The 19,780-nt window shown below is 59.7% G+C and carries 20 protein-coding genes; 1 reads left to right on the top strand and 19 read right to left on the bottom strand.

The window, feature by feature from the left end; all coding sequences use genetic code 11:
• Nucleotides 1-49 precede the first annotated feature (49 nt).
• From GS612_RS14410 to ruvC, 15 genes are all read right to left on the bottom strand, one after another.
• Nucleotides 50-1,726, bottom strand: a complete 1,677-nt coding sequence (locus GS612_RS14410; protein ID WP_171641249.1) for a formate--tetrahydrofolate ligase — start codon at nt 1,724-1,726, stop codon at nt 50-52.
• Nucleotides 1,727-1,870: 144 nt separating this feature from the next.
• The gene (locus GS612_RS14415) at nt 1,871-2,467 is read right to left on the bottom strand and encodes an MOSC domain-containing protein (RefSeq protein WP_171641251.1); all 597 of its coding nucleotides are present in this window, start codon (nt 2,465-2,467) and stop codon (nt 1,871-1,873) included.
• 97 nt (nt 2,468-2,564) lie between these two features.
• Entirely contained in the window at nt 2,565-4,481 is a 1,917-nt protein-coding gene (gene ftsH, locus GS612_RS14420; RefSeq protein ID WP_152457232.1) for an ATP-dependent zinc metalloprotease FtsH, read from the bottom strand.
• A gap of 75 nt (nt 4,482-4,556) precedes the next feature.
• The gene (tilS, locus tag GS612_RS14425) at nt 4,557-5,816 is read right to left on the bottom strand and encodes a tRNA lysidine(34) synthetase TilS (protein ID WP_371809351.1); all 1,260 of its coding nucleotides are present in this window, start codon (nt 5,814-5,816) and stop codon (nt 4,557-4,559) included.
• Nucleotides 5,807-6,631: a tol-pal system protein YbgF gene (ybgF, locus tag GS612_RS14430; protein ID WP_171641255.1), complete on the bottom strand. Its 825-nt coding sequence runs from the start codon at nt 6,629-6,631 to the stop codon at nt 5,807-5,809. The genes tilS and ybgF overlap by 10 nt, the downstream gene beginning before the upstream one ends.
• 4 nt (nt 6,632-6,635) lie before the next feature.
• Nucleotides 6,636-7,142: a peptidoglycan-associated lipoprotein Pal gene (gene pal, locus GS612_RS14435; protein WP_152457229.1), complete on the bottom strand. Its 507-nt coding sequence runs from the start codon at nt 7,140-7,142 to the stop codon at nt 6,636-6,638.
• 72 nt (nt 7,143-7,214) lie between these two features.
• Nucleotides 7,215-8,534, bottom strand: a complete 1,320-nt coding sequence (gene tolB / locus GS612_RS14440; RefSeq protein WP_152457228.1) for a Tol-Pal system beta propeller repeat protein TolB — start codon at nt 8,532-8,534, stop codon at nt 7,215-7,217.
• Nucleotides 8,531-9,634 carry an energy transducer TonB gene (locus GS612_RS14445; RefSeq protein ID WP_171641257.1) on the bottom strand — a complete coding sequence of 368 codons (1,104 nt, stop codon included), beginning with the start codon at nt 9,632-9,634 and terminating at the stop codon, nt 8,531-8,533. Before GS612_RS14445 ends, tolB begins: the two co-directional genes overlap by 4 nt.
• A gap of 9 nt (nt 9,635-9,643) precedes the next feature.
• The gene (gene tolR / locus GS612_RS14450) at nt 9,644-10,120 is read right to left on the bottom strand and encodes a protein TolR (RefSeq protein ID WP_152457226.1); all 477 of its coding nucleotides are present in this window, start codon (nt 10,118-10,120) and stop codon (nt 9,644-9,646) included.
• A 2-nt stretch (nt 10,121-10,122) separates the two neighbouring features.
• Nucleotides 10,123-10,818: a protein TolQ gene (gene tolQ / locus GS612_RS14455; protein ID WP_152457225.1), complete on the bottom strand. Its 696-nt coding sequence runs from the start codon at nt 10,816-10,818 to the stop codon at nt 10,123-10,125.
• Nucleotides 10,819-10,928: 110 nt separating this feature from the next.
• The gene (ybgC, locus tag GS612_RS14460; protein WP_171641259.1) at nt 10,929-11,312 is read right to left on the bottom strand and encodes a tol-pal system-associated acyl-CoA thioesterase; all 384 of its coding nucleotides are present in this window, start codon (nt 11,310-11,312) and stop codon (nt 10,929-10,931) included.
• Nucleotides 11,309-11,932, bottom strand: a complete 624-nt coding sequence (locus GS612_RS14465; RefSeq protein WP_171641261.1) for a hypothetical protein — start codon at nt 11,930-11,932, stop codon at nt 11,309-11,311. The genes ybgC and GS612_RS14465 overlap by 4 nt, the downstream gene beginning before the upstream one ends.
• Before the next feature lie 63 nt (nt 11,933-11,995).
• Nucleotides 11,996-13,015 (bottom strand): Holliday junction branch migration DNA helicase RuvB, encoded by a 1,020-nt coding sequence (gene ruvB, locus GS612_RS14470; RefSeq protein ID WP_171616306.1) that lies wholly within the window; start codon nt 13,013-13,015, stop codon nt 11,996-11,998.
• A gap of 4 nt (nt 13,016-13,019) precedes the next feature.
• A complete protein-coding gene (ruvA, locus tag GS612_RS14475) occupies nt 13,020-13,697 on the bottom strand; it encodes a Holliday junction branch migration protein RuvA (protein WP_171641263.1) in 678 nt (225 codons plus the stop codon).
• Nucleotides 13,694-14,191 (bottom strand): crossover junction endodeoxyribonuclease RuvC, encoded by a 498-nt coding sequence (ruvC, locus tag GS612_RS14480; protein ID WP_171117483.1) that lies wholly within the window; start codon nt 14,189-14,191, stop codon nt 13,694-13,696. Before ruvC ends, ruvA begins: the two co-directional genes overlap by 4 nt.
• A gap of 333 nt (nt 14,192-14,524) precedes the next feature.
• Between ruvC and GS612_RS14485 the strand changes: the two genes are divergently transcribed.
• The gene (locus GS612_RS14485; RefSeq protein ID WP_152457219.1) at nt 14,525-14,740 is read left to right on the top strand and encodes a DUF1127 domain-containing protein; all 216 of its coding nucleotides are present in this window, start codon (nt 14,525-14,527) and stop codon (nt 14,738-14,740) included.
• A 113-nt stretch (nt 14,741-14,853) separates the two neighbouring features.
• Here GS612_RS14485 and GS612_RS14490 read toward each other — a convergent pair whose 3' ends face one another.
• The 4 genes from GS612_RS14490 to GS612_RS14505 all read right to left on the bottom strand — a co-directional run bounded on the left by GS612_RS14490 (nt 14,854) and on the right by GS612_RS14505 (nt 19,752).
• Complete coding sequence (locus tag GS612_RS14490; RefSeq protein WP_224857539.1) at nt 14,854-15,210, bottom strand: hypothetical protein; 357 nt, start codon at nt 15,208-15,210, stop codon at nt 14,854-14,856.
• A gap of 89 nt (nt 15,211-15,299) precedes the next feature.
• Nucleotides 15,300-16,178: a 50S ribosomal protein L11 methyltransferase gene (locus GS612_RS14495; RefSeq protein ID WP_171641265.1), complete on the bottom strand. Its 879-nt coding sequence runs from the start codon at nt 16,176-16,178 to the stop codon at nt 15,300-15,302.
• A gap of 66 nt (nt 16,179-16,244) precedes the next feature.
• Nucleotides 16,245-17,477 carry an MFS transporter gene (locus GS612_RS14500; protein ID WP_171641267.1) on the bottom strand — a complete coding sequence of 411 codons (1,233 nt, stop codon included), beginning with the start codon at nt 17,475-17,477 and terminating at the stop codon, nt 16,245-16,247.
• A gap of 79 nt (nt 17,478-17,556) precedes the next feature.
• Nucleotides 17,557-19,752 (bottom strand): primosomal protein N', encoded by a 2,196-nt coding sequence (locus tag GS612_RS14505; RefSeq protein ID WP_171641269.1) that lies wholly within the window; start codon nt 19,750-19,752, stop codon nt 17,557-17,559.
• Between the last annotated feature and the right edge of the window lie 28 nt (nt 19,753-19,780).

The raw sequence follows: 19,780 nt of genomic DNA on the forward strand, positions 1-19,780 counted from the left end.
CATGGCCCGGGAATGAATCCCCGGACCACGAGATGTCCTATTCGGCGGCTTAGAACAAGCCCTCGATCTCACCTGCGTCATTGAGACAGATGGTTTCGGCAGCCGGTTTGCGCGGCAGGCCCGGCATGGTCATGATCTCACCGCAGACGACCACGATGAAGCCCGCGCCCGCGCTCAGGCGTACCTCGCGCACCGGAACCGAATGGCCGGTGGGTGCACCGCGCAGCGATGGGTCGGTCGAGAAGGAATACTGCGTCTTTGCCATGCAGACCGGCAGGTTGCCGTATCCGGCTTCTTCCCATTCACGCAGCTGGTTGCGGATCTTGTTGTCAGCCAGAACCTCGTCAGCGCGGTAGATGCGCTTGGCGATGGTTTCAATCTTCTCGAACAGAGGCATTTCGTCGGGGTAGATCGGTGCGAAGTTCGCGGTGCCACCTTCGACGATTTCGACGACTTTCTCGGCCAACGGCGCAGACCCTTCGGAACCTAGCTCCCAGTGACGCGACAGAACCGCCTCGACGCCGTGCTCGCCGCAATAGTCTTTCACCGCCTGAACTTCGGCATCGGTATCGGTGACGAAGTGGTTGATGGCGACGACAACCGGCACGCCAAACGACTTCACGTTCTCGATGTGACGGCCCAGGTTGGCACAGCCTGATTTGACGGCCTCAACGTTTTCCGCACCCAGATCGGCTTTGGCAACGCCGCCGTTCATCTTCATCGCGCGCACGGTCGCAACCAGAACAACTGCCGACGGGGCAATGCCCGCCTTGCGGCATTTGATGTTCATGAACTTCTCGGCACCCAGATCCGCACCGAAACCGGCTTCGGTCACGACATAGTCGGCGACTTTCAGAGCGGTCTTGGTCGCGATGACCGAGTTACAGCCATGCGCGATGTTCGCGAACGGGCCGCCGTGGACGAAGGCCGGGTTGTTTTCCAGCGTCTGCACCAGGTTCGGCTGCATCGCGTCCTTCAGCAGAACGGTCATTGCGCCTTCGGCCTTGATGTCACGGCAGTAGACCGGTGTCTTGTCGCGGCGATAAGCAACGATGATGTCGCCCAGACGCTTTTCCAGGTCTTTCAGGTCGTTCGCCAGGCAGAGGATCGCCATGACTTCGGACGCTACGGTGATGTCAAAACCCGCCTCACGCGGGAAGCCGTTCGATACACCACCCAGTGAAGCTGTGATCTGACGCAGGGCACGGTCGTTCATGTCGACCACACGGCGCCATGCGACGCGGCGGGTGTCAATCTCCTGCTCGTTACCCCAATAGATGTGGTTGTCGATCATCGCCGACAGCAGCGAGTGAGCCGAAGTGATGGCGTGGAAGTCACCGGTGAAGTGCAGGTTCATCTCTTCCATCGGAACGACCTGCGCATAACCGCCACCCGCGGCGCCGCCCTTCATACCGAAGTTCGGGCCAAGCGAGGCTTCGCGGATACAGATCATCGCGTTCTTGCCGATGCGGTTCAGGCCGTCACCCAGACCCACTGTGGTCGTGGTCTTGCCCTCACCTGCCGGGGTCGGGTTGATTGCAGTCACCAGGATCAGCTTGCCGTCTTCGCGGTCCTGAACCGAGTTGATGAAGTTCTGGCTGACCTTCGCCTTGTCGTGGCCGTAAGGCAGCAGATCCGCAGAGTCGATGCCGATCTTGGCACCGATTTCCTGAATCGGCTTTTTGTTCGCTTCGCGGGCGATTTCGATATCGGATTTGTAGCTCATTGGCCGGGGTCCTTGATTGAATACCGTGCAAAACCGACGCGGGGCGTCGGCGCTGTGCATTCCATACCCTTGTGTACAATCCCGATAGCCATGGATTCCGACATTCTGGCGTCGCGAAGCGTCGTAAGTTCGTTTCAGGGGTTTCTAATCGGAAACAAGCCCGTTTTCCCAAGCCCAGGCAGGTTGATCCGGAACAAACAGCTTCAGCCGATCCCCCAGTTGAATGCGCCCCGGACGTTCGACCCATCCGGTGATGCCCCGACGCCCGGCCGCCGCAGGTTTGAAAGCTGCGCCATGCCCCGGTTGATCCGCTTCGATCTCGCGCCCCGGCAGAACACAAGGGGCGTTTTCCATGTCCACCGTTATCGTCGCCCCGCTCGTTGCCTGAAGACGTGAAGACGGGGGGATATGCGAAAAATCCGGGATCCCACGCAGCACAATGGAAGCCCCAAGACAGGACGGGTCAAGCTGATCCAACCCCATGTCCTGCGCAATTTGCTGCAATTCCTCCTCGGACAAAACTGAAAGCTGACGCACGTTTCGAATTTCAGTGCCTTTCGGGTAAAGGTTCGAGACCCTGACACAGGACGCCCGATTTAGGCCTTCGTGGCGCTCACCCTTCACGCCGTCAAAACACAAATCCAGCGTGTCAACAGCCTGGGCCCGCAAAGAGGTTCCCGCAGGGACATGGCCAAGCCAGACTGCTTCGGCGGCAAATTCGGTTTCACGCAAAAATGGCACAGCCTTCCCTTTTCGCTTTTTTTCTTGCGTGCATATTGCCCGGCAAAACACCGATGAAAAGAAAAAAGACCCGGACTATGCGCCGGGTCTTTTTTGACTAAGCGGTGGGTTCAGGCTCCATCCCGCCATCGGGCGGAGATTTCTTGGCCTTTGTCTTGGGAATGGCCGTGACACTGGGCGCGCTGCCTTCATCCGGCTTGTCGCCTTCATCATCATCCTCGGTGGGTGATTCACCATTCATGACACGCTTGATCTCATCACCCGTCAGGGTTTCGTATTCAAGCAAGCCCTGCGCCAGGCGTTCCCATTCTTCGCGCTGTTCGGTCAGAATCTGGTGCGCGCGCTCATAACCCTGCTGGATAAGGCGTTTCACCTCTTCTTCGATCAACTCTTTCGTATGCGCCGACACCGAGAACCCTGCGGTGTTGCCCTGATAGCCTTCGTGCGCCTCGGCATAGTCGATGTTACCGACCTTGTCCGACATGCCCCAGCGCATCACCATGGCACGCGCCAACTGGCTGGCCTGCATGATGTCCCCGGCCGGGCCGTTCGAAACGTGGTCTTCACCGTATTTGATAACCTCGGCGGCTTTGCCGGCCATGGTCATGGCCAGCTTTTGCTCACACTCATCACGGTGGTAGTTCAGGCGATCCATTTCAGGCAGCGAAACCACCATACCCAGCGCACCACCGCGCGGAATGATCGTGGCTTTGTAGACAGGATCGCACAACGGCAGGGTCAGGCCGACAACGGCATGCCCCGCCTCGTGATAGGCGGTTTTTTCCTTCTGGTCCTGGGTCAGCACCATCGAGCGGCGCTCGGCGCCCATCATCACCTTATCCTTGGCGTTTTCAAAATCTTCCATAGTGACAAAGCGGCGACCCACGCGGGCGGCCATCAGCGCGGCCTCGTTCACAAGGTTCGCCAGATCGGCACCCGAGAAGCCCGGCGTACCGCGCGCGATGATCCGCAGATCGACATCGGGGCCCAGAGGCGTCTTACGTGCGTGCACGCCCAGAATTTTCTCACGGCCTTTGATGTCGGGGTTACCAACGGTCACGTTGCGGTCAAAACGGCCTGGACGCAGCAGCGCCGGATCCAGAACATCTTTGCGGTTGGTGGCCGCCAGAATGATCACGCCTTCGTTGGCCTCAAACCCGTCCATCTCAACCAGCAACTGGTTGAGGGTCTGTTCGCGCTCGTCATTACCACCGCCGTAGCCAGCGCCACGATGGCGACCCACGGCGTCGATCTCGTCGATGAAGACGATACAAGGCGCATTCTTCTTGGCCTGTTCAAACATGTCCCGGACACGGGATGCACCGACACCCACGAACATCTCGACGAAGTCGGACCCCGAAATGGTGAAGAACGGCACACCCGCCTCACCCGCGATGGCGCGGGCCAGCAGTGTTTTACCAGTACCCGGAGGACCGACCAGCAGCGCGCCCTTGGGGATCTTGCCGCCAAGACGGCTGAACTTCTGTGGGTTGCGCAGGAATTCAACGATCTCTTCCAGTTCTTCCTTGGCCTCGTCGATGCCCGCCACGTCGTCAAATGTGACGCGGCCATGCTTTTCGGTCAGCATCTTGGCCTTCGACTTGCCAAAGCCCATCGCACCGCCTTTGCCGCCGCCCTGCATCCGGTTCATGAAATAGACCCAGACACCGATCAGAAGCAGGAACGGCAAGAGCGTGATCAGGAAAGACTGGAAGCCCGACTGCTGTTGCTTGACCGCCTGAACCGGGATGTTCTCATCGATCAAAAGCTTGGTGACCTCGGCGTCGCCGGGTTTGATCGTGACGTAAGTCGCACCGCTTTCGGTCGTATAGCGGATCTGTTCGCCGTCCAGCGTCACGTTCTTGACTTCACCGCTTTGCACGGCGCCGACGAAATCGGAATAAGTTCTTTCATTGCTCTGAAGCGTTCCGCCCGGTCCACTGAACAGATTGAACAGTGCAAGGATCAGCAGAAACAGAACGACCCAAAACGCGATATTGCGAGCGTTGCCCAAGGAAATTCTCCCAAAAGTTCCGGCAGGTGAGGAGCTGCCAAGTTACCTCTTAAAATAGAGAGGATTGTGGTATGTTCAATGCGATAAAAAAGATGCGTGGAACTCGGGCCATTCCGGCATCGTGTCCGCGTGCCATCCGTTCGCAAATCCCGCAAGCGGAGCGGCCAGCACCACGCCCCCCTTCCAGACCGCGGGCGTCGCACTCAAGGCCAGCCTGGGCCGGCCTGTTTCGCGCCATTCGGCCACCTGTCGCAGCCCGTCTTCACCCAGAGCGCGGATCTCGGCACCGGAAATCTCGGGCCCGGTCAAGACCCATTTGCCATCCCAAACTTCGTCACGTGCTGAAACCCGAGCCTCCACGGCCTTGAATTCCCTGCAAATCCAAACACTCATCCCTTCCGGGACCAACAGGCAACCGCTGAGCGACCCTGCCCGCCCGTCGGTTATGGCCTTCATGGCCTGCTCGACCGCCGCCTGACGCGGGGGATATCCCTGCCCTGCGATCCAGGCAATGCATCCAAGCAACACGCGGCGTCGGATTTCCTTGGGCAATGCGGCAAAACCGGCCCTGTCCACCTTCACGTCGCTTTGTTCGACCTGGGCGACATTCCGTGCGGATTCCTGCGCAAACACAACCAGGGCTGCATGGGCCTGCGCCAGATTTTCGGCCACTCGCGACAATGAAAGCGCGTCAATTCCCAGTGGTTTGAGGCCGGACACGGCCTCTCGTGCCTTGATCCGGTCGAAACGAGGGTCCTGATTCGACGGATCTTCGACCCATGTTGCGCCGATACCGGTCAGGTAGGTTCTCAGATCCTTGCGTGTGATCCCCAGCATTGGCCGCAGCAATGTCACACCTTCCCATTGCCGGTTTGCCGACATGCCGGACAGTCCCGTAACACCTGATGAACGACCCAGTCGCATCAGCAACGTTTCCGCCTGATCATCCGCCGTGTGCCCCAACGCGATGGCGTCGATTCCGCGCTGTTGCGCCCAACCGGCAAGCAGGCTGTAACGCGCCTTGCGGGCCTCATTCTGAACATTGCCCGATCCGTCCCAACCCGCCCAATGCAAAATGTCATGCGGCAGCCCCAAAGCAGCGGCCTGGCGCGACACTGTCACGGCCTCTTGCGCTGCGTCGGGGCGCAAGCCGTGATCGACCGTGGCCACAAAAAGGGCGATCTCTTCGTTTTGGGCGATTTGATGCAAAAGATGCATCAACGCGACGGAATCCCCACCGCCCGAGACCGCCACGCCCAGTTTAGGCGGAAGCCTTTCGGGAAGCCGGGCGCGAAGCTCTGCAAGCAGGTTTTCGCTGTGACGGTTCAAGAACACCCCAGCGCAGACATCTCTTGCGTCGCATCCGCAAACGCCGGTGCGGATGGAAAGCGCACGCCAACTTCATTGAGCGTGATGCAGGCCTGATCGGTCTGCCCCAGACGCCCCAGCGCCGCGCCCAACTCGAACAGGGCCTCGGGGGCAAATGCTCCTTCGGAATCTCCGGTAAAGCTTGCCAAGAACGCCCGTGCCGCTTCGCGGGTGTCGCCAAGGCCTTCAAGCGCATGACCACGTTTCAGATTCGCTTCGGGCGCGAGGGGGCTGCCGGGATAGTTCGTATCAAACTGCGCAAACAAATCAGCCGCAGTCTGGTAATCCCCATCGGCCAGTGCTTGCGATGCCGCGTCGAAATCCGCCCGCTCGCCCACGGCCAGTTCACCCTGATCGGTTTGGGATGGCGTGGCAGGCGTGATAACGGCCGTACCTACATCTGTGCCCTCTCCGCCCAGTGTGCTGGTCGGTTCGCCTGAAATCTCGCAGTTTGCCTCAAGCTCGCACAGGCGGAACTCCAGATCTCCGATGCGATTGGTGCCGTCCGAGACAATGTTTTGCACACGCTGGTTCAGCTGCTCGGTCTGACGGGTCAGGCGTTGCAGTTCCGCTTCAATGGCATCAACCCGATCGAGGACCGAACTGCCGGACAAGTTTGGCGCGGGCGAACCTGTGGTGGAAAACTCGCGCTTCAGACGCTGAATTTCCACATGCAGCACCGTCAGCTCCTGACGTATGTCGGCCAGGGTTTGCTGATCCTGTGCCTGTGCAACACCGGCTGTCGCCATGACCGCCGCCAATACCCATCCTGCCATACGCATTGTCTTACCCCAGTGTTGATCCGGTCAGCACAGTCACTGCGCGGCGGTTCTTGGAATAGCATTCCTCAACGCTGCAAATCTCGATTGGGCGCTCCTTGCCGTAGCTGACGGTTTTGAGACGGTTGCCAGCAACACCGCGCGAAATCAGATACTCACGAGCGGCATTTGCGCGACGCGCACCCAGCGCAAGGTTATACTCGCGCGTACCCTGCTCGTCCGCGTGACCTTCGATCGTGGCAACAAAATCCGGATTGGCCAGAAGCCAGTCCGCTTGCCCTTGCAACACGGTCTGCGCCTGTGGTGTCAGGGTGGACTGGTCCACGGCGAACAGAACACGATCCCCGACGGTCTGCTGGAAATACGCAGGCGAACGCGGGTCACTGGGCGAGCCCGGTACGATTGCGCCTGTGCCGCCGGCACCGCTGCCGCCCAAGGCGGATGGGTCATTGTTCGTACAGGCGGCGATCACACTCAGCGCGCCCAACGCCAGGACTTTGCTCAATACATTCATTTCAAGTGCCTCGTGTTTTGATTGTTGCCGCCTGTCTACCACAGGGACGATTCGTTGTGAACTTTGCTGCGATCAATTCTGTAGTGGGCCCCATGACGGATCACTGCCGCCATCCGGTGTTCGCACCGGGCGCAAGTTGCGGCCCGAGATGTCCACCGAATACAGCGAGGCCCGGCCGCTGGCACCCTGCGTTTCACGGGTGAACATGATGACGCGGCCATTGGGCGACCAGGTTGGGCCTTCGTCCAGAAACGATGCGGTCAACAATCGTTCTTCTGATCCGTCCGTGCGCATCACCCCGATGTGGAAGCGGCCCTGGTTTTGCTTGGTAAAGGCAATCAGATCGCCGCGCGGCGACCATACCGGCGTGCCATAACGACCCGAGCCAAAGCTGATCCGCGTGGCCTCACCGCCATTCGCGGGCATCACGTACAGCTGAGGTGTACCCGAACGGTCGCTTTCAAACACGATCCGGCTGCCATCCGGCGAATAGCTGGGGGCGGTCTCAATCGCTGGCGTGTTGGTCAGACGAGTGCTTTGCCCCGACGCCAGATCCATTTTCCACAGATCCGTGTTTCCGCCCTGAATCAAGGAATACACGATCGACCGGCCATCCGGCGAAAAGCGGGGCGAAAAGCTCATGGTTCCGTCCTGCGTCTTCAGTTCCTGCCGTTTGACGCGGCCCACATCCAGAACATAGATGCGCGGGCTTCCGCTTTCATAGCTGGTGTACAGCAACCGATCGCCAGTAGGCGAAAAGCGCGGCGCCAGAACGATTGCGGCACTGTCGGTCATGTACTGCACGTTCGCGCCATCATAATCCATGATCGCCAGACGTTTCAGGCGTTGGTTTTTCGGCCCACTTTCCGAAACAAAGGCCACGCGGCTGTCAAAATATCCGCCCTCGCCTGTAATCCGGCTGTACACCTGATCGGCCACTTTGTGAGCCATGCGCCGCCAGCCCTCGGTGGTGCCTGCCAATTGCAGCCCATTGCCCAATTCCTGACCCGAAAACACATCCCAGACCCGGAATCGAACCGTGAGGTTCTTGCCCGAAACATTGACTGCACCCGTGATCAGCGCATCAGCATTGATCGCTTTCCAATCGGCGAACTGAACCGGAGCCTCAAAGCTGCTGACCCGACTGATGAAGGCATCCGAAGAGATCTCGCGAAACAACCCGGTTCCTGTCAGATCAGCGGCCACCACGCGCGAGATGTCCTGTGCATATTGCGCCGCTGACGGGCCATCAGGAACAAAGTTCGGCACCGCAAAGGGCAATGGTTCGATAATGCCCTGGTCCAATTCCAGCCGCAAGGGACTGTTCTGTGCAAGAACCGGCGTAGACATCAGCGTCAGGCCGACAAAGAGGCTGGTCAGAAGTTTCATCATTTGATCCGCATCCTCTCGGGATTGAATGTAATCTCAACATCCTGCCAATAAGCGTATTTGTCAGCAGGCAAGTCATATCCTCTGGCCCCGCAGCGCAAAATCGCGCGCCGGGCGGCCTGATAGGCCTGATTGGCCGCGCCAGCAGACCCACCAGAACTGTCCAGCATCCGAATGCTGCCATCCACAACCGTACCATCACGGTTTAGCGAAAAAGCCACAACGACCACAGTACTCAGTGCATCCGTAGACAAAGAGCCCACATTCCAGCACTTGGACACGGCCAATCGCATCGCGTCCTTCTCGCCGCTGGTAAGCGGTGGGCCGGATGGCTGGGTTCCACTGCCCAAGGCTTCGGCCAGAGCGTCATTGATCGCGGCCTCGTCGGCCTGCGCGTTCGGTTCGGGCGCCGCCTCGGGCGTCTCTGCCACAACGGGTTCGGGCGGTGGGCTTGGGCGGTTCGGACGCACCCGCGGTCGCGGAGACGTAAGCGGAGACTGCTCTTTGGTTTCCTCTGCCTCGGTCACGATCTCGGGGGCCGCTTCTTCCGGCGCGGTCTGATCCTGTTGTTCCTGCTGCACCTCGGCGCCCTCATCCAGTGAAACGGGCGGCGTTTCGAAATCATCCGGTTTTGCCTCGGGCGGTGGTGGCGCTATGGCCTCGGGGGCAACACGATCGGACGGGCGCGGCTGCGCCTCAGGCCCCGGAGGCACAGGCTGTGCGACAGGTTCGACCTCGGGCTCTGTCAGTACCGGCAGCTCATCCGGCACGTCCGGTTCCGGCGGTGCTTCGACGATAACGGGCGCAGGCTCGGGTTCGGGTTCGGCAGGCACGACGGGTTCAGGGCGGGGCTGTTCCTCGACCACAGGTTCTGGCGGCGTGCTATCAGCCTGTGGTTCGGGCGGTTGTTGCAATGCCGCCGGCACCTCTGGGATCTCAGGCGCATCCCGCTGAGCCGTCATGGCCGCGAATTGTTCAGCGGTGATCACGGACACATCCTGTACGGCCATCGGCAAAGGCTCGGACCGGAAGGTGCCGCCGAAAAGCGCCACTCCGATCAGGCTGACATGCGCAATCGCCGAAATCTTGGTGCCGGTATCCACCGTGCGCCCTCACTCTCCACCTTCGTCCAGCGTCGGCCCGCCCGTATCGGTCACAAGCCCAACGTTGGAAAACCCGCCCGCGTTCAGCGCGCCCATGACCTGCATGACCTGCGCGTAAGGAATCGCGCCATCGGCGCGCAGGAAAACCCGGTCACTGCTCCGCTCTGCGGCGATGGCCCGCAGCTTACCGATCAGTTCCTCGCGCAACACGTCTGTTGTCTGGATCTGCACACGTCCATCTGCCGTCAGGGTCACGGTCAAAGGTTCTTCATTGTCACCGGGCAAAGCACTGGCAGCGGTCTTGGGCAGATCTACCGGAACACCGACGGTCAGCAATGGCGCGGCCACCATGAAGATGATCAGCAAAACCAGCATGACATCCACAAACGGTGTCACGTTGATCTCGGCCATGGGTTGCGCGCGCCCGCGACGCCGACCGCGTCTGCGCCCGTTTCCACCCGAGGATTGCTGAACCGCCGCGCCCATTGTCAGCTGTCCAACTGACGCGACAGGATGGTCGCGAACTCGTCGGCAAAGGCCTCATAGCCGCCCACGATGCGGTCACAGTCTGCACTGAGCTTGTTGTAGAAAATAACCGCCGGGATCGCGGCCAGAAGGCCGAGCCCCGTTGCCAATAGTGCCTCGGCAATACCCGGGGCCACGACCGCCAGATTGGTATTCTGCTGTTCGGCGATTTCGATAAACGCATTCATGATGCCCCAGACGGTACCAAACAGGCCGATGAACGGCGCAGTCGATCCAACCGTGGCCAGGATTGGCAGACCTTTCTGCAAGGTCTCTGCCTCTTTCGCTATGGCCACATCCATGGACCGGTCTATCCGCGCGGTCGCTCCGGCAATCAATCCGCCATCATTTCGGTGCGACCTGCGCCATTCGATCATTCCGGCAGCAAAAATCTTTTCAGAACTGCCATCCGGCTGGGTTCCGATCTGCTCGAACAGCTCGTCCAAAGGGTTGCCGGACCAGAAGCTCTCGTCAAATGCCTGCGCCTCGCGACGGGCCGCGCGATAATTGATCAGCTTCTGAATGATGATGCCCCAGGACCAGATGGATGCACCGATCAGCATCAACATCACCAATTTGACGATAAAGGTCGCGCGGGCATACAGCCCCCACATGGAGAAATCGATCTCCTGCGCCAGCGCCAGCGTTTCAGCTTCCATGAACCTGCTCTTTGTTTTTGCCTGACGGCCGTTTGTTTGGCCTTGTTTTGCCAAACGCTAACGCAGTTGGGGCTGAAATGCCAACATAACCACCCCTGACCCGCAAATTGTTACATCAATGCGCGAATCTCTGCCGGAAGCCGGATCGGCCTGCCATCCTTGTTGATGCAAACGGCAGTGACCGAGGCGCGAAAAATCTCGGTCTCGCCGCGCCGGACCAGCTGCGCCATGGTCAGCCGCACACCCGAGATTTCCGTAACTTCGGTTTCGACGATCAGTTCGTCATCGAACCTGGCGGGCGAAAGGTAATCGGCCTCGACCCGCCGCACGACCCAAACAATGCCCTCTTCCCGCATCGCGTTCTGGTCATTGCCCAGATTGCGCACCCAATCCGAACGCGCACGTTCGATATACCGCAGATAGTTCGCGTGATAGACGACGCCGCCCATGTCGGTGTCTTCATAAAATACGCGAACCAGGTAGGTATGTTTCATTGCAGTGGCTCCAACCGGGCAAACAACCTGAGCGCATGAGACGCATCCTGCGCCGAACCCGGCAAAACCGGATCGTAAGCAGCTCGAATCAACGCAGCAATATCAGGGCGAAGGATCGTCGTTTCGCCCGCCACGGCCAGCGGAGATTGCGTCCGAAACGCAGTATCGGACCAAAGCAGGATGGTCTGCACCACCTGGCTCAGCGCCAGCGTTTCCGCCGGTATCTTGGACAACTGCTTGTCCATGCGCAGAAAAACAAAAGCCGCACGGATCACGCCATCTTCCTCGAACCGGAAAATGCGATACTGGTTTGCATCCGCTTCAACCAAGCGCCCGACCAATGGTGCCAGATCGGGGATCAGACGATCAAGATCAGGCACGTCCAGCAGCTCTTGCCAATCCCGGAAGAAGAAGACCATGCAGTTGGCACCAAGTTCGGGGTCGGTTTCGGCCATTTTGTGACCGGCCAAGGTGACAACCGCCTCGAAGGCGCCCTTCACAGTGGACAGCGTTTCATCTTCAACACCAAACACGATCGGCACGATGGGTCGTCCCCAGCGGGCAAACAGAAACTCACCGCTTTCGCGCGTGAACAGCGCCTCAATCTCTTCCGGTGTCACGGTCAGGCCTTCATCTTTTCGAAAATACTCTCGCCGAAGGCATAAAATTTCCAAGCGCAAGCTTCAACCGAACAGATCGCTTTGCCGTTTGGGTGCAGTCATGCCCAGATGCGTCCAGGCCTTTTGCGCCAACATCCGCCCACGCGGTGTTCGCTGGATCAACCCCTGTTGCAACAGAAAGGGCTCGATCACTTCTTCCAGCGAGTCACGGCTTTCAGACAAGGCGGCTGACATCGTTTCGATCCCGACGGGACCACCACCGTAATTCTCGGCGATCAGTTTCAGATACCGGCGGTCCGCACCATCCAGTCCCAAATGGTCCACCCCCAGCCGCGTCAAGGCTCCGTCAGCCAGCTCGCGGGTGATCCGTCCATCTCCTTCGACAATGGCGAAATCCACCACCCGCCGCAGCAGACGTCCGGCGATGCGCGGTGTTCCGCGTGACCTGCGCGCAATCTCGCGTGCGCCCTCATCATCTGCCGGAGCGCCGAGCTTCCGCGCGTTTCGGGTGACGATCTCATGCAACTCGTCCACGGTGTAGAACTGCAACCGGGTCGGAATACCAAACCGGTCGCGCAAAGGTGTGGTCAGCAAACCCATGCGCGTCGTGGCCCCGACAAGCGTGAAGGGTTGCAACTCGATCCGAACCGTTCGCGCGGCGGGCCCCTCGCCGATCACCAGATCAAGCTCGAAATCTTCCATCGCGGGGTAAAGCACCTCTTCCACCGCCGGGTTCAGGCGGTGGATTTCGTCGATGAACAAGACATCCCGCGCTTCGAGATTGGTCAGGATCGCAGCCAGATCGCCCGCTTTCGCCAGAACCGGCCCTGACGTCATGCGAAAATTCACCCCCAGTTCACGCGCCATGATCTGCGCCAGCGTCGTCTTGCCCAACCCCGGAGGGCCATGGAACAACGTGTGATCCATCGCCTCGCCCCGCTGGCGGGCGGATTGGATGAAGATGCGCAGATTGGCGCGTGCCTCGGCCTGACCGATGAACTCATCCAAGCCCTGCGGGCGCAGTGCGCGGTCGTTGTCCTCGGGCAATGGATCGGGGCGCACAGTGGGATCAGCGTCTACCATTCATTCAGCCTTTCGGAGCCAGCAATTGCAGCGCGGCACGAATCAGACCCGCTTCGTCTGCATCTGGGTTGTTGGCGGCCGCCTCGGCAACCGCGGCTGCTGCATCCGACGGCCCATAACCCAGATTGGACAAGGCTGACAGCGCACCCGCTGATGCCGCAGCGGCCCCAGAGGCTGGTTTTGGCGTCCGCTTCCGAGCAGGCGCTGCCTCGACAGGCTCTACAACTTCGATCGAAGGTCCATCCATCGCATCGGTCACCGTGCCACCCATGGCCATCACGCCCGGCGCCTTGTCCTTGAGGTCCAGAACGATCCGCTGCGCCGTTTTCGGGCCCACACCTTTCGCCGCCTTGACCGCCGCCCAATCTCCCAGTGCGATCGCGCGGCTGACACCGTCCGGCCCCAGCGCGCTGAGGATCGCCAGAGAGACTTTCGCTCCGACCCCCTGAACCGAGCACAAAAGGCGATGCCATTCCTTCTCGACCAGCGAAAGAAAGCCATAAAGCTGCATCAGGTCCTCGCGCACGACCATGTCCGTATAGATCGAAACCGCCTCGCCTACACCCGGCAGTGCAGCCATGGTCCGGTCAGAGCAATAGACGATGTATCCCACACCCCGGACATCGATCAGCACGTGATCTGCTGCGCGATAGTCCAGCCTTCCGGTGAGTTTTCCGATCATGCCCGTACCTCTTTCACACGCGCCTGTTGGGTCTTGCCGTAATAGGCATGGCAAATCGCAATCGCCAGAGCATCTGCTGCATCCGCGCCCTTGGGCTGACATCCGGGCAATTGCAGTTTGACCATGTGCAACACCTGCTCCTTTTCCGCGTGCCCGACACCCACGACCGTTTTCTTGACCCGGTTCGGGGCGTATTCCCCCACCGGCAATCCGGCCTGTGCCAGCGTCAGCAACGCCACGCCTCGCGCCTGACCCAGTTTGAGCGTACCGGCGCCATCCTTGTTCACAAAGGTCTGTTCGATGGCTGCCTGGTCTGGTTGATGATCGGCGATGACTTCGACAATCTGGTTGTGGAGAGACAACAGCCGCTCACCCAGATCATCCCCATCCGACTTGCACAAACCGTTGGCCACGTGGCTCAGGCGGCTGCCATTTGATTCGATGACGCCCCACCCCAGGGTCCTAAGCCCCGGATCAATGCCCAGAATTCGCATGTTTTGCCTCGGCCTGCTCGGGTTCTGTGATCTTTTTTCAACGCCTAGCACGAAGCGTGAACATTTTCCAAGCGAATTGACCCAAAGCCTGGAAACGACACACCTATCCCATAGGCGACTCAACACGCCATTTGCGACTTCAAAAAGTCTGAATTCGACACTTTTGTGAACGCGTTTTCACCAATTATTTAAGGGGATTACAGCCTTTTGGAGCATTGCAGGAAACGCATAGGACACATGCAAAAACTGAACTTGTGCGGGCGATTTGGCGGCACTAGATGCCGGGCAGATCGCAAGACCGCAAAGTGAACACCAACCAGAAGGAAACAGGATATGGCTGCACTGGACACCACCCGCTTCGCCTCCACTGGCTCGTTCGGCCTCGTTGGCCGTATCGGCGCATTTTTTGTATCGGCCGTGAACGCCGCCGTCGAATGGAATGACGCCCGCGTTACCCGCAACGCGCTGACCGGTCTAACCGATCGTGAACTGGAAGATATCGGCCTGTGCCGTGGCGACATCGACGCCATCGCCCAAGGTCGCCGGTAATACCGACCACCACTCGCATACGCCCCTTCCTCCTCCCTTGAGGGGCAAACAGAAACACCGCGCGCCCCGGGCACGCGGTGTTTTTCGTCCGAGAACTGAGTCAAAACTGAGATTCAGTATAAAATCTTGTTGAGTTGCACGGCAATCGCCTGCGACACCGGGTCGATCTGCATCACCCAGGCACCTGCTTTTTCGACCGATGTGCCTTCGTTCAAACTGTCGATCCGATATTGGTATCCGGTCGGGCCAAGGCTGGACAAAAGAAACGCCTTGAACGCCACAACACTCAGAAGCGTAAGCAACAGCACCCTGGCCGGCACTGCCGAGCTTACCCGCTGCGGCTTCATGACCACCAGGCCATCCTTTCGCATCGTCGCGCGATAGCCACGGCTCATCTTTTGATGTTTTTTGTTCAGGCGATTAACGCGCTGAGTGAACTCCAGTTGTTTACCCGTCATGGCAGCCTCCAAAAACCGCCCCCCTCGACTTCAGTCAGAAAACGGTAAAAAGAGATTACGACAAAAACGTGGCAAAATTCCACAAAACTCCTGCAAATAGCCTAGTTTGCGCCCTGTTTCATTAAGATTAGGGTCGTCCATTCACCAATCTCGTCCCTATGGGTAAGATTGAATTCATTTTGAGAATAAACGGACACCACATCATCGGCCTGTTCGTTGAGGATCCCCGACAGGATTGCATACCCTCCGGGACGCAGATTCGCCGCGATTTCCGGCGAGAGGGCGACCAGAGGACCTTTGAGAATATTGGCAAAGATCAGGTCGTAGGGCGCGTGCGCCCTGAGATCGGGGTGGTCGAAACCAGCGGCTTCCACGCACCGTACGGAACCGGACATCCCGTTCGCCTTGAGGTTGGCTTCGGCCACGTCAACGGCCACTTCATCAATGTCACTGGCAATGATGTCGCCGTCCCAAACCCGGGCTGCGGCCATGGCCAGAACGGCGGTGCCGCAGCCGATATCCGCCACTTTCGCCGCGGTGAACCCTTCGTCCAGCAATCTGTCAAAGGCCTTGAGGCACCCCAACGTCGTACCATGGTGGCCGGTGCCAAAGGCCATTGCGGCCTCGATCAGCAATGGAATGCGACCTTTGGGCAGCTTGTCGGCATCATGGCTTCCATAGACAAAGAAACGCCCCGCCTCGACGGGCGCAAGCTCGCGTCGTACATGCGCAACCCAGTCGGTTTCCGGCAGTTCTGAAACAACAAACGGTTTGGCGTCGAATGCCGCGGCCAGAACCGCCAGTGCGGTCTCGTCGGGGGCTTCGGTGAAATATCCGCCGACCTCCCACAGGCCGGATCCGTCTTCGACTTCGAACACACCAACGCCGGTTGGCTCTGGCTCCAGACGTTCCATCGCCTCGCCCAGACCTTCGGCGGCCTTCTTACCTGTCAGCGTCGTCAGTGCGGTGAATGTGGGCATTGGGGCCTCCTGTCTCGATTGACACCGCGCCTAGGACGCCGCGCCGTCAAGGTCAAGCGCCGAGACCTATTCCGCAGGGGCCGGAGCGTATTTGGTCAGGATGGTCTCGTTGCCGGGCTCGGGGTGACGCGGGATCAACAGCGACAACAGCAGCGAAACGATCGCCATCGCCGCGGCCAGGCCAAACACAGCGCCCGGCGACACGACCCAAAGCAGGCCAAGCACAGCGGGCAAAAACACCGCCGCAATATGATTGATCGTAAAGGCCACCGCAGCGGTCGGCGCGATATCAGCAGGGTCGGCGATTTTCTGGAAATAGGTTTTCAACGCCAATGCCAGCGCAAACAGCACGTGGTCGATCACATAAAGGATTGCCGCAAGCAGAACACCCCAGCCGAACCAATAGATGCCGCCATAGGCTGCGAACACGATGGCCAGACCGGTATATTCAAATATCAGCGTGCGCCGCTCACCGAACTTTGCCACCGCCTTTCCCAGCAATGGGGCGGCCATCATGTTGATCATCAGATTGATCAGATAAAGGCTGGTGAGCTCATGCACTTCAAAGCCGAATTTCTCGACCATCATGAACCCGGCAAAGACGACAAATATCTGCCGCCGCGCGCCTGCCATGAACTGCAATGCATAATACAGCCAATACCGGCGACGCAGGATCAGTTTCTTGGTCTGCGGCGTGGGCGCATCGAATTGCGGATAGGCGAACAGACAGAACAGTGCCAACGCAGCCGTAACTCCACCCGACGCCATGAATACAAAGTTGTAGGACAGATCAAAGCGATCCCAGGTCAGTACGATCAGCCCATACACCACCATGGTCGCCGCCGATCCCATCGCAACCAGCCATCCCAGCACCTGCGGAGCACGATCCTTGGGCAGCCACTGTAATTGAAGCGACTGGTTCACGGTCTCGTAGTAATGGAACCCGATCGAGCTAAACAAGGTCACAAACAGCAACCCGCCCAGGCTGGGGAACCACGCGGTCACCGCCGTTGCGACACCAAGCATTATCAGAGAGATCATCGCCAGCACCTGCTCGCGAATGAAAATGATGACGGCAATCACGCCAACCGCCAGAAACCCCGGAATCTCGCGCACTGTATGCAGCAGACCGATATCCGCGCCATCAAAGTTCGCCACCTCAATAACAAAGTTGTTCAGCAGCGCGCTCCATGCGTTGAACGCAATGGGCATGGTCAGCGCCATCATGAACAACAGCGTGATGGGGCGGCGCCAGAACGGCAGGCTCTGCGCCTCGGTAAGGGGCATGGGTTTCAGCATGAGACCCCTCTACGCCCATTTCGCTGCTTTGGCGAGAGGGAAGCGGTCTGCGCACAATCACCCTGCACAGATGCAGAGGTCAGTAAAAATTCTGTGGGTCGATATCGACGGTCAGGCGGATATCGCCCTTCAGACGCAATGGGGCGATCCAGCGGGCGATGGCATCCTGAATCGGCGCCCCTTTCGGTGCTTTCACCAACAAGCGCACTCTGTGGCGGCCGCGTATACGCGCAATGGGTGCAGGCGCGGGGCCAAAGACCTGAGCACCGATGGCGCGCAGGCGCGCATCGTTGCGGGCCATTGCATTGCCGATATCGAAGACCGGTCCGACCTCGGGGCCCGACAGCACGATCCCGGCCATGCGACCATAGGGTGGCACGCCTGCTGCCTGTCGACCCGCTGCCTCGGCTTTCCAGAACCCTTCCTCATCACCCGACAGGATGGCCCGGATCACCGGGTGTTCCGGTTGAAAGGTCTGCAAAAGCGCCTGCCCCGGCTTGTCCGCCCGTCCCGCGCGCCCCGCCACTTGCCGCATCAATTGAAACGTACGCTCAGCCGCGCGCAGATCCGCGCCGTGCAGGGAAAGGTCAGCGTCAATCACACCGACCAATGTAAGCTTGGGGAAGTTGTGCCCCTTGGCCACCAATTGCGTACCGATGATGATGTCGGCATCCCCGGCGGCGATCTCTTCAATCTTGGCTTTCAATGCCCGGGCTGAACCAAAAAGATCGGAACTCAGCATCGCGATTTTCGCCTCGGGGAAGGTCGCCTCGGCTTCTTCCGCCAGCCGTTCGATCCCCGGCCCGACCGGGGCAAGCTTACCCTCCACGCCGCAGGAGGGGCAGGCTTCGGGCATCGGCTTGGTTTCGCCGCATTGGTGGCACATCAATCGCTTGAGAAACCTATGCTCGACCATGCGTGCGTCGCACTGATCACAGGCGATCTGCTCGCCACAGGCCCGGCACAAGGTGACCGGCGCATAGCCACGGCGGTTGATGAACAACAGCGATTGTTCGCCTTTTTCGATCCGCTGCTGTACCGCTTGCCGCAAAGACGGAGAAACCCACGTTCCGGGCGGCATCTGCTCGACCCGCATGTCGATGGGCTTCATCTCGGGCAATACCGCCGCTCCGAAGCGCGAGGTCAGGTCAAGCCTTTCGTACTTGCCCGCCTCGGCATTGGCCCAACTTTCCAGCGAAGGTGTCGCACTGGCCAGAATCACCCGCGCGCCACAGATCGCCGAGCGCAGAACCGCCATGTCGCGTGCGCTGTAGTGCACGCCGTCTTCCTGTTTGTAGGACGTGTCGTGTTCCTCATCGACGACCACAAGCCCCAGATCGCGAAATGGCAGAAACAGCGCCGACCGGGCGCCAACGACCAGTTGCGCATTGCCCTGCCCGACCATCCGCCAGACCCGCCGCCGTTCCGTCATGGTTGCGCCGGAATGCCATTCCGCCGGGCGCGCACCGAACCGCGCCTCGACCCGGGTCAGAAATTCTGCGGTTAGGGCAATCTCGGGCAGCAGAACCAAGGCCTGCCGCCCCATGCGCAGTGCCTCGGCCACAGCCTCCAAATAAACCTCGGTCTTACCGGAACCGGTAACGCCTTTCAGCAGCGTGGTGCCGTAATCGCCGGTCCGCTGCCCGGCCTGAAGCCGTTCGACCGCCGCAGCCTGATCCGTTGTCAGGTCTTTCCCGGGAAGGTCCGGATCAAGATGAGGATAAGGCAGGTCGCGCGGGCTGTCCTCTTCGCGCACGGCGCCTTGTTTGACCAACCCTTTGACAACAGATGACGTTACACCCGCCTGCTCGGCGAGTTCCTTCAAGGTAAAAGCCAGCCCGCCATAGTCGCGCAATACCCCCAAAACCCGGGCCCGGGCGTCTGTCATTCGTTCTGGTTGACCTTCACCCAGCCGATAGACCTTGCGCATCGAGGGCGGATCACCCAAGCCCGGTGCCCGCGTCGCCAGACGCAGCATCGCAGGCATGGGTGTCAGAGTGTAATCGGCGACCTTTTCCAGAAACACCCGCATCTCTTCACGCATCGGTGCAACATCTAGAACCCGGATCACCGAGCGCGCCTTGCTCAGGTCAAAGCCGCCCTGCCCCGGCCCCCAAACCACCCCCAGAACCTTGCGCGGGCCCAAAGGAACCTCGACAAAAGCGCCCAGAACGCACCCGCCTTCGGGCGCCTTGTAATCCAGCGTCCGGTCAAGCGGCTGCGTTGTAAGCACCGCAACCAGCTCTCCTTGGTCGAAAAATCCGTTAGCGCTCACGGCATATCCTTCGCAGGGGGTTCCAGCA

Origin of the sequence: Ruegeria sp. HKCCD6157, from assembly GCF_013110685.1 — a bacterium.
Taxonomy (GTDB): domain Bacteria; phylum Pseudomonadota; class Alphaproteobacteria; order Rhodobacterales; family Rhodobacteraceae; genus Ruegeria.

Coding starts and splice junctions, on each gene's coding strand:
- GS612_RS14410 (WP_171641249.1), bottom strand. CDS start 1,726: ATGAGCTACAAATCCGATATCGAAATCGCCCGCGAAGCGAACAAAAAG.
- ybgF (WP_171641255.1), bottom strand. CDS start 6,631: ATGCGTATGGCAGGATGGGTATTGGCGGCGGTCATGGCGACAGCCGGT.
- pal (WP_152457229.1), bottom strand. CDS start 7,142: ATGAATGTATTGAGCAAAGTCCTGGCGTTGGGCGCGCTGAGTGTGATC.
- tolB (WP_152457228.1), bottom strand. CDS start 8,534: ATGATGAAACTTCTGACCAGCCTCTTTGTCGGCCTGACGCTGATGTCT.
- tolR (WP_152457226.1), bottom strand. CDS start 10,120: ATGGGCGCGGCGGTTCAGCAATCCTCGGGTGGAAACGGGCGCAGACGC.
- tolQ (WP_152457225.1), bottom strand. CDS start 10,818: ATGGAAGCTGAAACGCTGGCGCTGGCGCAGGAGATCGATTTCTCCATG.
- ybgC (WP_171641259.1), bottom strand. CDS start 11,312: ATGAAACATACCTACCTGGTTCGCGTATTTTATGAAGACACCGACATG.
- ruvB (WP_171616306.1), bottom strand. CDS start 13,015: ATGGTAGACGCTGATCCCACTGTGCGCCCCGATCCATTGCCCGAGGAC.
- ruvA (WP_171641263.1), bottom strand. CDS start 13,697: ATGATCGGAAAACTCACCGGAAGGCTGGACTATCGCGCAGCAGATCAC.
- ruvC (WP_171117483.1), bottom strand. CDS start 14,191: ATGCGAATTCTGGGCATTGATCCGGGGCTTAGGACCCTGGGGTGGGGC.
- GS612_RS14485 (WP_152457219.1), top strand. CDS start 14,525: ATGGCTGCACTGGACACCACCCGCTTCGCCTCCACTGGCTCGTTCGGC.
- GS612_RS14495 (WP_171641265.1), bottom strand. CDS start 16,178: ATGCCCACATTCACCGCACTGACGACGCTGACAGGTAAGAAGGCCGCC.
- GS612_RS14500 (WP_171641267.1), bottom strand. CDS start 17,477: ATGCTGAAACCCATGCCCCTTACCGAGGCGCAGAGCCTGCCGTTCTGG.